At 32.9% G+C, this 14,160-nt stretch carries 16 protein-coding genes; 10 read left to right on the top strand and 6 right to left on the bottom strand.

Annotated features, from left to right (window positions below; translation table 11 throughout):
* Window positions 1-100: 100 nt before the first annotated feature.
* From AB3G33_RS07970 to AB3G33_RS07935, 8 genes are all read left to right on the top strand, one after another.
* The gene (locus tag AB3G33_RS07970) at window positions 101-724 is read left to right on the top strand and encodes a phosphoribosyltransferase (RefSeq protein ID WP_367773969.1); all 624 of its coding nucleotides are present in this window, start codon (window positions 101-103) and stop codon (window positions 722-724) included.
* A gap of 42 nt (window positions 725-766) precedes the next feature.
* Complete coding sequence (locus tag AB3G33_RS07965; protein WP_367773967.1) at window positions 767-1,420, top strand: dienelactone hydrolase family protein; 654 nt, start codon at window positions 767-769, stop codon at window positions 1,418-1,420.
* A 123-nt stretch (window positions 1,421-1,543) separates the two neighbouring features.
* Entirely contained in the window at window positions 1,544-2,227 is a 684-nt protein-coding gene (locus AB3G33_RS07960; protein ID WP_367773964.1) for a nitroreductase family protein, read from the top strand.
* 74 nt (window positions 2,228-2,301) lie between these two features.
* Complete coding sequence (locus tag AB3G33_RS07955; RefSeq protein WP_367773962.1) at window positions 2,302-2,766, top strand: hypothetical protein; 465 nt, start codon at window positions 2,302-2,304, stop codon at window positions 2,764-2,766.
* Between the two features lie 79 nt (window positions 2,767-2,845).
* Window positions 2,846-3,706, top strand: coding sequence for a DUF808 domain-containing protein (locus tag AB3G33_RS07950; protein ID WP_367773960.1), 861 nt, complete (start codon window positions 2,846-2,848; stop codon window positions 3,704-3,706).
* Between the two features lie 30 nt (window positions 3,707-3,736).
* A complete protein-coding gene (locus AB3G33_RS07945; RefSeq protein WP_367773957.1) occupies window positions 3,737-4,171 on the top strand; it encodes a GNAT family N-acetyltransferase in 435 nt (144 codons plus the stop codon).
* A gap of 12 nt (window positions 4,172-4,183) precedes the next feature.
* Window positions 4,184-4,657 carry an SRPBCC family protein gene (locus tag AB3G33_RS07940; RefSeq protein WP_367773954.1) on the top strand — a complete coding sequence of 158 codons (474 nt, stop codon included), beginning with the start codon at window positions 4,184-4,186 and terminating at the stop codon, window positions 4,655-4,657.
* Between the two features lie 165 nt (window positions 4,658-4,822).
* Entirely contained in the window at window positions 4,823-5,779 is a 957-nt protein-coding gene (locus AB3G33_RS07935) for a CorA family divalent cation transporter (RefSeq protein WP_367773952.1), read from the top strand.
* A 223-nt stretch (window positions 5,780-6,002) separates the two neighbouring features.
* Here AB3G33_RS07935 and carB read toward each other — a convergent pair whose 3' ends face one another.
* Together carB and rpmH are read right to left on the bottom strand one after the other, a co-directional pair.
* On the bottom strand, window positions 6,003-8,855 hold the full coding sequence (gene carB / locus AB3G33_RS07930; protein WP_367773950.1) for a carbamoyl-phosphate synthase large subunit: 2,853 nt from the start codon (window positions 8,853-8,855) through the stop codon (window positions 6,003-6,005).
* 165 nt (window positions 8,856-9,020) lie between these two features.
* On the bottom strand, window positions 9,021-9,182 hold the full coding sequence (gene rpmH / locus AB3G33_RS07925) for a 50S ribosomal protein L34 (RefSeq protein ID WP_026706823.1): 162 nt from the start codon (window positions 9,180-9,182) through the stop codon (window positions 9,021-9,023).
* Between the two features lie 163 nt (window positions 9,183-9,345).
* Between rpmH and AB3G33_RS07920 the strand changes: the two genes are divergently transcribed.
* Window positions 9,346-9,861, top strand: coding sequence for a DUF2892 domain-containing protein (locus AB3G33_RS07920; protein WP_367757666.1), 516 nt, complete (start codon window positions 9,346-9,348; stop codon window positions 9,859-9,861).
* Window positions 9,862-9,915: 54 nt separating this feature from the next.
* Here the strand turns inward: AB3G33_RS07920 and AB3G33_RS07915 are convergent, their stop codons facing one another.
* From AB3G33_RS07915 to AB3G33_RS07905, 3 genes are read right to left on the bottom strand one after another with little or no spacing between them, the layout of a single operon-like run.
* Window positions 9,916-10,281, bottom strand: coding sequence for a sulfite exporter TauE/SafE family protein (locus AB3G33_RS07915; RefSeq protein ID WP_367773947.1), 366 nt, complete (start codon window positions 10,279-10,281; stop codon window positions 9,916-9,918).
* A 17-nt stretch (window positions 10,282-10,298) separates the two neighbouring features.
* Entirely contained in the window at window positions 10,299-11,192 is an 894-nt protein-coding gene (locus AB3G33_RS07910) for a lytic transglycosylase domain-containing protein (protein ID WP_367773945.1), read from the bottom strand.
* A 39-nt stretch (window positions 11,193-11,231) separates the two neighbouring features.
* A complete protein-coding gene (locus AB3G33_RS07905) occupies window positions 11,232-11,906 on the bottom strand; it encodes an alpha/beta hydrolase (RefSeq protein WP_367774119.1) in 675 nt (224 codons plus the stop codon).
* Between the two features lie 653 nt (window positions 11,907-12,559).
* Between AB3G33_RS07905 and AB3G33_RS07900 the strand changes: the two genes are divergently transcribed.
* Complete coding sequence (locus AB3G33_RS07900; RefSeq protein WP_367774117.1) at window positions 12,560-12,844, top strand: GNAT family N-acetyltransferase; 285 nt, start codon at window positions 12,560-12,562, stop codon at window positions 12,842-12,844.
* 27 nt (window positions 12,845-12,871) lie between these two features.
* Here the strand turns inward: AB3G33_RS07900 and AB3G33_RS07895 are convergent, their stop codons facing one another.
* Window positions 12,872-14,155, bottom strand: a complete 1,284-nt coding sequence (locus AB3G33_RS07895) for a hypothetical protein (RefSeq protein WP_367773943.1) — start codon at window positions 14,153-14,155, stop codon at window positions 12,872-12,874.
* Window positions 14,156-14,160: the final 5 nt, after the last annotated feature.

Genomic DNA, 14,160 nt, shown 5'->3' with positions numbered 1-14,160 from the left:
TTCTTCTTTTCAAAAACAAAATAGCGCGATTTATTTCTTTAAACAGCTGAAAATCAGTATATTTATATAGATTGAATTTAGTATTCTAATAATTTAGTATATGTTTAAAGATCGATTAGAAGCTGCATTAATGCTAAAAGATAAATTAAAAAAATACAGTCATAGCAATGCTATTGTTTTGGCTGTACCAAGGGGTGGTGTGCCTATAGGTTATGCAATTGCTAAAAAACTACAACTTCCTTTAGACATCATACTTTCAAAAAAGATAGGGCATCCTAACAACAAGGAATTTGCTATAGGCGCGATAGCATTAGACTCTGTGATTATAGATGATCAAATAAGTGTTTCTGACAGTTATATTCATAATGAAACTATACGATTACGCCAATTACTAGCGGAAAAATACAAGCTATATAGAGGCAATAACAAACCCCTTGATATTAACAGAAAAAATGTAATTCTAGTTGATGATGGAATTGCTACAGGAAATACACTCCTAGCCAGTATTGCCATGTTGCGAAAAAAGAAGCCTTCTAAAATAATTGTTGCTGTTCCCGTTTTACCTTATGATACAATACCCATTTTTGAACAATATGCTGATGAATTAGTTTACATACTAGCCCCTCACAACTTTAGAGCTGTAGGTGAATTTTATCAAGAATTTAATCCAGTCAAAGACGAAGAAGTAATACAAATGCTACAGGTTACCGCCCCAAATCAATAAAGAATCAAGACCTACTAATTATTCATTTTAAAATTTAAAATCATGAAGAAATTAGAAATAAATATCCCTTTGACTTCAGTGACACTGAAAGGGGATTTAGTCATTCCTGAAAATGCAATTGGAATTGTTGTCTTTTCTCATGGAAGCGGTAGTAGCCGATTGAGTCCTAGAAACAGAATGGTTGCGGAACTACTACAAAAGCAAAATATAGGAACTTTATTATTTGATTTACTTACCTTAGAAGAAGACGAAGTGTATCGAAATAGGTTCAATATTGATTTACTGGCGGGTCGCTTGATTGAAACCACAGAATGGCTTATGACCTATTCTTATGTAAAAAACATGCCTATCGGTTATTTTGGTGCCAGTACAGGAGCTGCATCTGCATTACGAGCGGCCGCTTATTTTGGAAATCTAATACAATCTGTAGTATCTCGAGGTGGCCGACCAGATTTAGCTTTGGGAGTACTACATCAAGTAACAGCACCCACCTTATTAATTGTAGGCGGTATGGATGTGCCTGTAATTGAAATGAATAAAATTGCTTTTGATGAATTGGAAGCTATAAAAGAAATGAAAATAGTTCCTGGTGCCAGTCATCTTTTTGCAGAACCCGAAAAACTAATAGAAGTAGCCAATTTAGCTGCCGTTTGGTACAAAAAACATTTAGTCAAAAATAAAGAACTAGCAACATAAAATCAATCAAAAAACACATTAGATAAAATCCCAACATTGGGATTTTTTTTGTCCCTAAATAGCAACTCATTTGCAGTACTCCCCAATAAATTTAATTATATTTGAGAATACAAATATTTGAAAATGCCTATTAAAAAAATCATAGAAGATTATCCTTATATTGCTTATAGCAAACCCATTTTAGAAGATAAAGCAATACTAGAACGCGCTAAATCTTTTTACGAATTCATGGATACAAGACGCTCAGTTAGAGGATTTTCAAATTTTCCTGTAGCTCGTGAAGTAATCGAAACCATAATCAAAACTGCTTCCACTGCTCCATCTGGTGCACACAAACAGCCTTGGACTTTTTGTGTAGTCGAAAATCCTGAAATTAAAAAACAAATACGCATCGCTGCCGAAGAGGAAGAACTTCAAAGTTATGAATCTCGAATGTCAAGCGAATGGCTTGACGATTTGAAACCTTTAGGAACCGATTGGCATAAACCCTTTTTAGAAACTGCTCCCTATATCATTATTGTTTTTAGACGCATTTATGAATTTGACGATGAAGGAAAAAAGAAAAATAATTATTACGTACAGGAAAGTGTAGGCTTAGCTTGCGGTTTTTTATTGGCCGCTATCCATGATGCTGGTTTAGTTTCTTTAACACACACACCAAGCCCCATGAATTTCATCACCAAAATCCTAAATCGCCCCGAAAACGAAAAACCTTTTTTATTAATTCCAGTGGGTTATCCTGCAGAGGAATGTTGGGTTCCAGATATAAAAAGAAAAGAATTGGAAGATATTTGTGTTTTTTATTAAAAAAAAACTTTAGTAAATTTTCGAAAAAAAATCACAAGAAATAATAAATAACCAAACATCAAACGGAATTAAAAATGAATGTTAGTTCGAAATTCAGACAAATGTATTGGGCACGAGTTACTATTGGACTTATAGTTGGAATCACCATGTCGATAAAGTTTTTGCAAATGTCAATAATGGAAAACGGAAGATTTAATTTTGAATATGCTCCTTTTTGGATTGGAATACTAATTAGTATTATATTGATTATTCAAATTATTTCAATTCTTACTTTACAAACGATACATGTTTATAATGATAAAATTGTAATCAAATATTTATTCTTTACTACTAGTAAAACATTACTTTATGATGCCATTTTAAATATTGAAAGAATTAAAATCCAACAAAAGGTCGAAAGTGGACTGGTAAGCGACGGTTATCATTTAAGTGCTATACATTTGACTAATGGCGAACAAGAAATTATTTCGCCCGATATATTTGAAAATTATACTGAAATTATTTATGCAATTCGCTCGAATTTAGATCAATATAAATAGCTCAATTTAGAAATTGCATTTAAAACAGCTTATAAATTTTTCTCAATACTAATAATAATAATAATAAACCAATAGATATATGGCCTCAGGATTTTTTGCCCTTTTAGATGATATTGCAGCACTTATGGATGACGTCGCTTTGATGAGTAAAGTTGCTACCAAAAAAACAGCGGGAATATTAGGCGATGATTTAGCTGTTAATGCAGAGAAGGCATCAGGCTTTGTTTCTTCAAGAGAAATCCCTGTTTTATGGGCCATCACAAAAGGATCTTTATTGAATAAGTTAATCATTTTGCCTTTTGCCTTTTTATTAAGTGCTTTTGCTCCTATTGTAATTACTGTTATTCTACTATTAGGTGCATTTTATTTAGCCTACGAAGGTGTAGAAAAAATATACGAATACGTTGTTCCTCATAATCAAACGGAAAACAAAATTGAAACACAACCGCTAACCCAAGAGGAAATCCTCATTCTTGAAAAAGACAAAATAAAATCAGCTATTGTAACTGATTTCATATTATCAATAGAAATCGTGATAATTGCTTTAGGAACCGTTATGGGCAAACCTATTTTAGGACAAATTATTGTAGTTACCTTCATTTCGTTCCTAGCAACCGTAGGCGTTTACGGAATTGTTACTCTTATAGTTCGAATGGACGATGCAGGAGTTGCCATAAGAAAAAGAGAAAGTACTATCGCGCAATTATTAGGGGATCTATTAATTCAAGGGTTACCAAAAGTCATCAAAACATTAGCATTTGTAGGCACAATCGCCTTACTATTAGTAGCTGGTGGAATATTTGCACATAAAATCGAACCCTTACATCATTTTCTAAATGGTGTTCCTGATTTTGTAAAAGAATTTATCGTGGGCTTACTAGCGGGTATTGTTGCTTTGGCTCTCGTTTTAATTTTTAAAAAAATATTTAAAAAGAAATAAAAATAATTATACTCTAAATAGAAAAACACAATGATTTCCATAGCATTAATTGACACTAAACATCCCTTTTACCCCTTAGAACAAGAATTACGAAACAAAATTTTATTGAGACCTATAGGTGTTCCAGATCATGCTTGGGAAATGCACGATGAAAAATCATGGCATTTTGTCGCCGTTGAAAATGAAACTGTAATTGGTTGCGTTGTCTTGGTACCTTTAAATCCAGAGCAAACCAAAACGCAGCTAATGCAAATGGCAGTAGAAACCAATCAGCAAGGAAAAGGAGTTGGCAAACTATTAGTAAAAGAATTAATTGCTTTTTCTAAATCCAAAGGGATTAAAGAAGTCATATGCCACGCCAGAGACAATGCTGTCCCTTTCTACCTCAGCTTAGGTTTTGAAATTTATGATGACCCTTTTGTAGAAGTAGGCATTCAACATTACCACATGCGAATTAATTTATAAAATCAACACAACATGACTCTAGACAACACTTCTTATGCCGAGGCAGCGATGCTAATTAGAAAACCAGTATTCGATGTATTTCAAGCCTTTATTAATCCCGAAATCACGACTCAATTTTGGTTTACAAGTGCATCTGGAAAACTGGAAGAAGGCAAATCGATTGATTGGATTTGGGAAATGTACGGCAACCATACCGTTACCGTTAAAGTGCTTTCTATAAAGCCAAACGAATCCATTGTAATCCAATGGGGAGATGATGAAAAAGCCATAGCAGAATGGGAATTTAACGATTTAGGAGAAAGTAAAACCTTTGTTACCATAACCTACAACGGAATTCAAGGAAAGCAAGACGAGATGTGTGCCCAAATTAGAGATACTACCGAAGGTTTTACCTTGGTTTTAGCGGGCTTGAAAGCTTATTTAGAACACAATATTCAATTGAATTTAGTTTCTGATCGTTTTCCAAAAGAATTAAGAGAAGAATAAGAAACTTTTTCATGACTTTCTACTCTTTAAGAAAATACTGCATAAATAGAAAGGAGTTAGATTATTCGGTATATTTGATAATAAATAAAGTTTGATAGATATCAGACATCTAAGTTAGCCTCAACCATTTCGCAGAATCAAAAATAGGACTTTTAAAACAGAAGAATGAACATTGAATTGATATTTCAAGACAAAACGTCAAAACAAATAAAAAGTGTAGATGATTTTACATATGACATTAATGAAATTGTGAACATCCAATTTATTAATTACAACAAGGATAATATTAAGTATATAGAAAAAGAATTCAATATTAATACAAGCATTTTAAATACTGGAGAAGACATAGAAATTAGCTCTCATTATTTAGAAACAGAAAATCAAATTGGTATTAATTTTTCTGTCCCATATTTCGACATTGAAAATAAAATTAACGAAGTATCAGTTTGCATTATTTTAAAAAACGACACCCTATTCACATTCTCAACAGTAAAATTTGAAGAAATTTTACCCTTTCGACAAAAGCAATTTCAATTGGAAGAATTGGACGGTTTCTTAGATACTAATGCTTTTTTCGTATTAATAGTTGGTTTCGTTTCTGATTACTTTGCTGACTTAACAGAAATAATTTCTAAAAAGATAATAAATAGTTACTCTGAAATTTTAAAAAAAAATAAATTTTCTGAACAAGAGTTAGACAAACTAACTAATTTTAGTTTCAATAATTTAATAATTGAAGAAGCTAATAATGAATATCGAAGAATAATACATCTACTAAGAAAAAGTAAAAAACTAAACAGCGAAACAAAAGATAACTTTTATTCAGAACTTAATGATTTGTCTGTAATAAATGAGTATGTGCAGAACAACTTTAAAAGAATTGACGACTTGAAGCAAAATATATCAAGTAAAATTGAGTTGGAACAAAATAAAATTTTTAAAACTCTCACAATTGTAACAATGTGCATTTCATTACCGATGTTAGTAGCAGGTATTTATGGTATGAACTTTAAATATATGCCTGAATTGGAATGGAAATTTGGCTATTTATACGTATTAATTTTAATAGTTTTAAGTTTTATATTTCCAATTCTATGGTTTCGAAAAAAGAAATGGTTCTAAAAACGGCATTGGTTAACAGTCGTTTGGCAAAAAAACGGGGTCGGTGGTTAAATGATGAGGACTGTTTCCTATCAAGTTCAGTGCTGGCAGACAGTGACGTGATTCGAAATCCGCTTTTTCGCCAAGCATCAAAACGTTAACTTCTCAAATCCTTCCAGTTAAGATACCCCTAAAAACAAAAAAAGCCCCAAACAGGGCTTTTTTACTATACTAAATTCAAGTATTATTTACTCAAATACATTTTCCTTCTAGAGTACAATTCGTAGAATTGATCGTCTTTTAAGTCATCAATAAACAAGATGCTTTCTCCTGTCGATTTCATCTCAGGTCCTAATGCTTTGTTTACATTATGGAACTTGCTGAAAGAGAAAACCGGTTGCTTGATTGCATACCCTTTTAATTGTGGATTGAAATCAAAATCAGTTACTTTATTATGTCCTAACATTACTTTTGTAGCGTAGTTTACATAAGGTTCTCCGTAAGCTTTCGCAATAAATGGTACTGTACGAGATGCTCTAGGATTAGCTTCGATAATATAAACGGTATCGTCTTTTATCGCAAACTGAATGTTGATTAAACCAACCGTTCTTAATCCTAATGCTATTTTCTTAGTATGGTCTTTTATTTGTTGCATTACAAATTCTCCTAAATTAAAAGGAGGCAATGTTGCATTACTATCACCAGAGTGCACTCCACAAGGTTCGATGTGCTCCATAATTCCTATGATGTACACATTTTCTCCGTCACAAATCGCATCTGCTTCTGCTTCAATCGCACCATCTAAATAATGGTCTAAAAGCAATTTGTTTCCAGGAATGGTTTTCAATAAATTCACAACATGCTCTTCTAATTCTTGCTTGTTGATTACAATTTTCATTCCTTGACCTCCTAACACATACGAAGGACGAATCAATAATGGAAAGTCTAAAGTATCTGCTAATGCAGCAGCTTCATCAGCCGTTTCAGCAATTCCAAACTGCGGGAAAGGAATTTCTAATTCAGTCAATAAATCAGAGAAACGCCCTCTATCTTCGGCTAAATCCAAAGCATCAAAGCTAGTTCCAATAATTTTTATTCCGTATTTAGATAATTTTTCTGCTAATTTCAGTGCCGTTTGACCTCCTAATTGTACAATAACCCCTTCAGGTTTTTCGTGCTTGATAATATCGTAAATGTGTTCCCAAAAAACAGGCTCAAAGTATAATTTATCTGCCGTATCAAAATCAGTTGAAACCGTTTCAGGATTACAGTTAATCATGATGGTTTCGTATCCACACTCTTTAGCAGCAAGCACTCCGTGTACACAAGAATAATCAAATTCGATTCCTTGTCCAATTCTATTTGGGCCTGACCCAAGAACAATTATTTTCTTTTTATCGGTAACAACGCTTTCATTATCTACGAAACGAGTTCCGTCTGCTTTTTCAATTTCAGCTTCAAAAGTAGAATAGTAATAAGGTGTTTTCGCTTTAAATTCGGCCGCACAAGTATCAACTAGTTTGAATACGCGATTAATATCCATATCCATACGCAAAGCATGTACTTGACTTTCTAAACAGCCCACCATGTGTGCAATTTGTCTGTCGGCAAACCCTTTTTGTTTCGCTTCAAGCAAAAGTCCTTTTGGCAAGGCATCCACTTTATAGGTTGTAATTTCTTTTTCTAAAGTATAAAGTTCCTCATATTGTTTCAAGAACCACATATCGATTTTAGTAATTTCATGGATGCGGCTCAAAGGAATCCCCATGGCAATCGCATCATAAATCACAAAAACACGATCCCAACTTGCAAAAGTTAGTTTCTCAATAATTTGTTCGTAGTTCGTGTATCCTTTTCCGTCAGCACCTAAACCATTTCTTTTAATTTCTAATGATTGAGTCGCTTTATGCAATGCTTCTTGGAACGAACGTCCAATTCCCATTACTTCACCAACCGATTTCATTTGAAGACCTAAAGTTCTATCCGCTCCTTCAAATTTATCAAAGTTCCAACGTGGAATTTTCACAATCACATAATCCAAAGTTGGTTCGAATAAAGCCGAAGTAGATTTGGTAATTTGATTTTGCAGTTCATCTAAATTATATCCTAAAGCTAGTTTCGAAGCAATTTTTGCAATTGGATAACCTGTTGCTTTTGAAGCCAAGGCAGAAGAACGAGACACACGAGGATTGATTTCTATCGCTACGATATCTTCTTTATCATCTGGTGAAACGGCAAACTGTACGTTACAACCTCCTGCAAAATTCCCGATACTACGCATCATCAAGATCGCATAATCACGCATTCTTTGGAAAGTAGTATCCGATAAAGTCATTGCTGGTGCCACTGTGATTGAATCTCCAGTATGAATTCCCATTGGATCCATATTTTCGATAGAACAAATGATAACCACATTGTCGTTTTTATCTCTTAAAAGTTCCAATTCGTATTCTTTCCATCCCATTAAAGCCTTGTCAATCAAAACCTCATGGATAGGAGATGCTTCTAAACCTCTAGTTAAAAGTTCATCAAAATCTTCTTTTTTATAGACAATTGCTGCTCCAGTTCCTCCAAGTGTAAATGAAGGACGGATTACTAATGGAAAACCAAATTCTTGTGCAATTTCTTTTCCTCTTAAGTATGAAGTACAAATTTCTGCAGGTGCTGATGGTACTCCAATTTTTTTCAAAAGCTGTTTGAACTGCTCTCTATCCTCAGTAATATTAATGGCATTAACATCAACTCCAATTAATTTTACTCCAAAATCTTCCCAAATTCCTTTTTCTTCCGCTTCTAAACACAAGTTCAACGCCGTTTGTCCACCCATAGTAGGTAAAACAGCATCAATTTGTGGATGTGCTTTTAAGATTTCAATTATCGATTTAGTAGTTAAAGGCTTCAAATAAATATGATCGGCCATAGAAGGATCGGTCATAATCGTTGCTGGATTAGAGTTTATCAAGATAACTTCTATTCCTTCTTCACGAATTGAACGTGCAGATTGCGATCCTGCATAATCAAATTCGCATGCTTGACCAATAACAATAGGACCTGAACCTATTATTAAAACTGATTTTATGGATGTGTCTTTTGGCATTGTAATATAATTATATTTAGTTTTTTTTGTTTAAAGTTTAAAGTTTAAGGTTAGTTACACAACATTAAACCTTTAAACTTTAAACTTTTAATCTTATTTTAACGACAAGGTATAAAAAAAGGCGATACTAAAAAAAGTAACGCCTTATTTATGTTTATACAAACATTATTTTTTGTGTCTTGGGTCACAAGAAACAGTCAATTTATGTCTTCCTTTAGCTCTTCTTCTAGCAAGAACTTTTCTTCCATTCGCAGAAGCCATTCTGTCCATAAATCCGTGCTTATTTCTTCTTTTTCTTTTCGATGGTTGAAACGTTCTTTTGCTCATTGCTTTGTATCTTTAAATCTAATTTATATGTCTTCCTAATTTCGAATAACTGTTATTCTAAAACCGAGTGCAAATATACAAAGACTTTTTTTTCTCACAAGTAGTTTTGTAAAAATATTTTAAATTCATTTTACTATATTTGCGTTCCTAAAACAAACAGACTATGTTTCACAAGAATATCAAACTTATTATCGCTGGGCTTATCGTAATTACTGGCATTTGGCAATTTACTGAAAACAATATTGGAAACGGAATTTTCTTATTTTTATTGACTGCAATTCCTATTTTCCTTTACTTCAAAAACGAATTTATCTTACTTGCCTTCTTAAAACTACGTAAACAAGATTTTGAAGGAGCTAAAAAGTGGTTGGATTACATCAAAAAACCGGAATCGGCTTTAGTACAAAAACAGCAAGGATACTTTAATTACCTTCACGGAATCATGCTTTCTCAAACCAATATCAATCAAGCGGAGAAATATTTCAAGAAAGCGATTGAACTAGGATTATCTATGGACATGGATTTGGCTGTTGCCAAATTAAACCTAGCCGGTGTAGCCATGTCAAGAAGAAGAAAACTGGAAGCAACTAATTTACTGAACGAAGCTAAAAGACTTGACAAACAAGGCATGTTGAAAGAGCAAATCACCATGATGAAAGATCAAATGAAAAAAATATAATTATTTTATTTTCAAAAAAAACATCCGCAATTGCGGATGTTTTTTTTTGCCTAATTATTTCTCAAAAAGTAAATAACCTGCTATTACAATTAAAGTAAGTGCAAAAATGTTTTTTAGCATTTTCTGATCTACGTGAATGGCTAGTTTACTCCCAAAGAAACCACCAACTATAAAAACCAAAGAAATGATTATAGCATAGCGCCAATCAACAAATCCTGCTTTGTGGTAATTGATGACCGCTAGCAAAGTTACCGGTGGTAATAAAGCGGCTAAACTTGTTCCTTGGGCTTGTTGCTGAGTAAAACCCATCAGCAATAATAACGGAACCATAATTATCCCACCTCCAATTCCAATCAATCCACTCAGTACTCCTGCTACTAAACCAATAGTCATTAATATTATAATTGTTTGAATAGTCATTTTCATACCGTTTTAAATTAATATCCGCTTAAAGGAATTTCTAATGTATATTTTTTATTGGTAGGGTTATCCAATTTCTTATCTCTAAGCCATGGATTATGAATTTTTAAAATCTTATAATTGATTCCTTGTGCTTTTGCAAAATCGGCCAAATCAGTAATCGAACTATCTATTTCTATTTTTTTTGTTGGAAGTAGTGTATACAGTTCTTCATTTGCCAATGTAAATCCAAATTTATCCGGATTTTTCATGATTTCCTTCAAAGCTAATATTCTAAATACATATCGAGAGGTTTCTTCGGTCAGTAATAAATCGTAATAATTGGTTTCTTTTTGAATATCCATTTGCTTGTTTACACCACCCATTCCACCGTTATAAGAAGCAGCGGCCAAGGTCCAAGTTCCAAATTTTGCTTTGGCACTTAAAAAGTAACTACAAGCAGCCTGAGTCGATTTCTCTAGATCATAGCGTTCGTCAACTCCATCATTCACTTCCATCCCTCGTTCTTTGGCAGTTTCAGGCATAAATTGCCATACTCCTCTTGCACCTGCACCCGAAACGGCATTTACTAAACCACTTTCTATCACAGCCAAATATTTAAAATCATCTGGAATACCGTTTTTCTTTAAAATGGGTTCGATAATTGGAAATGCACGGTTGGCTCTTTTAATTGCTAAAATAGTTGAAGCATGCAAATTAATATTTACAATCAACTCCCTATCCAAGCGTTCCTTTACATCCGATATTTTTAATGGCGTTTGTTCCCCTGCAAAATTAGCTGTTGCTGGAAAATAACTTTCCGATTCCGCCTTTACTAGTTTCTTTTTTGATTCATCAGTGGTTGCAAAAATTAACAATCCACTCACAAAAATCAAAGCAGTCATTAAACATATTTTTTCTATTACTCTCATCTCTTTTTTATTTTCACGTTCTTTTTAAACTAACAACAATCAATCCGTTTTTCCAACTGAATCTATAATAATTGCTGGTAAATTAGTATTGAACCATTTGTATTTATTTAAAATCATAATGTGCGTTCCTCCTTTTACTACAATACACTCTCTTATATATTTCATAGGAAAAACATCATCCATATCGCCATGAATATGAATTACTTTTTCATCAGGAATCGTTCTATCCCAAAGAATTACTTTTTCAACAGCCCATTGCAAATACCCAATATCGCGAACCGATAAGAATTTCTCATATAACTTCAATCTATGATTTATTTTTTCTCCAAAAGAAAATTTAGCCAGATTTTCTAAATTTAAAATCAAATTCATCGGAATCAATTTGTACGCTTTAGTCGTTTTAGCTACTTTCATCCTTCTAGGAAATTCCAAATTACTTTTGACACTCGAAATAATTACAACCTTCCTAACATTAATAAAAGCCGCCATTTCTTGCACTAAAATACCTCCAAAAGAAACACCTATTAAAACTGGATTCTCATGAGTTACTTTTTTAGAAATTCGTTGCGCATATTCAGATAATGATTCCTTTTCTAATGGAATTTCCCATTCAAGCAATATCATCTCAAAAACATCCGTAGGAAGCGAAATCCGTTCAAAAATTAGAGAACTTGCCGCCAAACCCGGCATGAAATAAACAGGAATTTTACTCATAATTATTTGTACCAATTTTATTATCTCCATCCATCTCGTGATAATGAATTTTGCATAAATTTAATTTTTTTATTCAAACTAACTGAACTTCGCACATTATATTAGCAATAAATTATGACTACTAAAACCTATAGATTCGACTGATTTTAAAAAGAACCAAGCCACTATTTTTAAATTTAGAGTCGATTACTCAAAAAATAAAAACAAGCAGCATCTAATCCTAAAGATTCAAATTTGTTTTTTTTTCGAATAAATAAAACGAAACTTAAGATACATTTAAAAATCATTTGATATTGACTATCAAATCAATACCTTTGTAAACAACGTCTCCCCTAAAGTCAAAAAATTAAAACTCTTTATGACTTTATCAGAAACTATTTTTTTTATTTAGACTTCATTTAGAGTATCACACCTACAACTTACACTTTGAGGGTAAAAAAAAAAGGCACTTGTTTATTTATAATTAAAATAAAACTGTAATCGACGATTAAATATAAAAAAGAAACCATCGGAATTATTAATTTCAATGTATTTGAAATTAATAATAAAAAACCTCTGGTCGAAATAAATAAGAATACCCAAAATTGAGACTATGGATAATAACTATCCTATCTATAACTTTTTTAATATATTATATGGATCAAGCTATCATCATGGAAATCAAAGACAATACATTTGCAAGACAATTTGAAACTACGCTAGACCAAGGATTGATTTCCGTAGAATATTCCTTTCAAGAGAAAAAAATATTTTTAACAAAAATAAACACTCCTGATCAATTTGAAAACGAAGAATTTATTGCGCAATTTCTTTCAGAAATTATGGCAATTGCTATTGAACGAAAATTAAAAGTCGTTCCCATTCTTCCTAAAATAGTTGTTTTTTTCAAGAAAAACCCTGAATACAAAGAGTTACTTCCCCCAGGAATTAGACTATAAAACAGTATTTTCACATTCAAATTAATTTTACGGACGGCTTTTTTGTCTGTTAGAACGATTAGACTGCCTTGTTACTCTAGCTGATTGTCGCTCAGATTGTCTTATAGACGATCTTGACTGGGGAATTACTGAGGATTGACCTTGCTGTATTAACCCCCTATTTTCTCTTCTTATAGTTGGACTCGTTTTCCGTCTTGTTGTGGGTTGCGTTTGCCGTCTAGTCGATTCTCCATTTTCCCTTCTTATAGATGGATTCGTTTGTGGTCTCGTTGTGGGTTGCGTCTGCTGTCTAGTCGACTCTCCATTTTCTCTCCTTATAGATGGATTAGCTTGTGCTCTTGTTGTGGGTTGCGTTTGCTGTCTAGTCGCCTCTCCTTTTTCTCTCCTTATAGATGGATTAGCTTGTGCTCTAGTTGAAGGCTGCGCTTGCTGTCTTATTGATTCTCTACTTTCTCTTCTTATATCACTTCTTGTCGCTCTGGGTGGCGCAACGGGCCTTCTATAATTTCTTCCTTCATACGTTCTATCGTACGTTCCTCTTTCTCTATTTCTAGTAACTACAGAAGAGGTTGTTCTTCTTCTTAAATAATAGGAATGATGTGAAGGAAATCTAATATAAGACGCTCTGTGATAAAATTGACTTTCATAATAATGATTATGAAAGCTCCAATAGTTGTAATATAAAATAGGAGACCATGGGGACCAGTACGACGGAAAATACCCCCAATGCCATGGGGAAACATAAATGGAGAATAACGGAGAATACAGATACATAATTATGGGCCAATCTGAAATATAAACAATCCCATTTCCATATACATAATTAGGCGCAACTATGGTTTTATTACCTATATAACCAGGATTTGGAGTTTCGGAAACTACCCTTACGGATGGTTCCAAAACATAATTTTTACCATACAATGCTTCATCACCAATGATTTGAACTACAACATTGCCCTGATTATTTTTACTCACTTCAATCACAGCTACATCTTGATATTCATAACTATTTATAGAAACCCTAAGAACAATAGAATGAAAACCTCCTTGATTAAAGCTAATTACAGATATATAATCTATTATATTATCATTATTCAAATCCAAGTTATTAATATTGGAGTTTTGCGAATTGAGCGTTCTTTCAAATTCCTCCAATGTTTTAGATTGTTGAAAAACATCCAAAACAGCATAAAGATTTAGATTATCTCCAGGCATACCCAAAGCAATCATTTCGTTTCCAGTTTGCGAAAGCAAGGAACAACTCCAAAAGCAAGTTGCTATAACTACCCATTTCAAAACAAATTTTTTCATGACTG

This window comes from Flavobacterium sp. WC2421 (genome assembly GCF_040822115.1).
Lineage (GTDB): Bacteria > Bacteroidota > Bacteroidia > Flavobacteriales > Flavobacteriaceae > Flavobacterium.
This window is presented reverse-complemented; position numbering and strand designations above follow the sequence as displayed.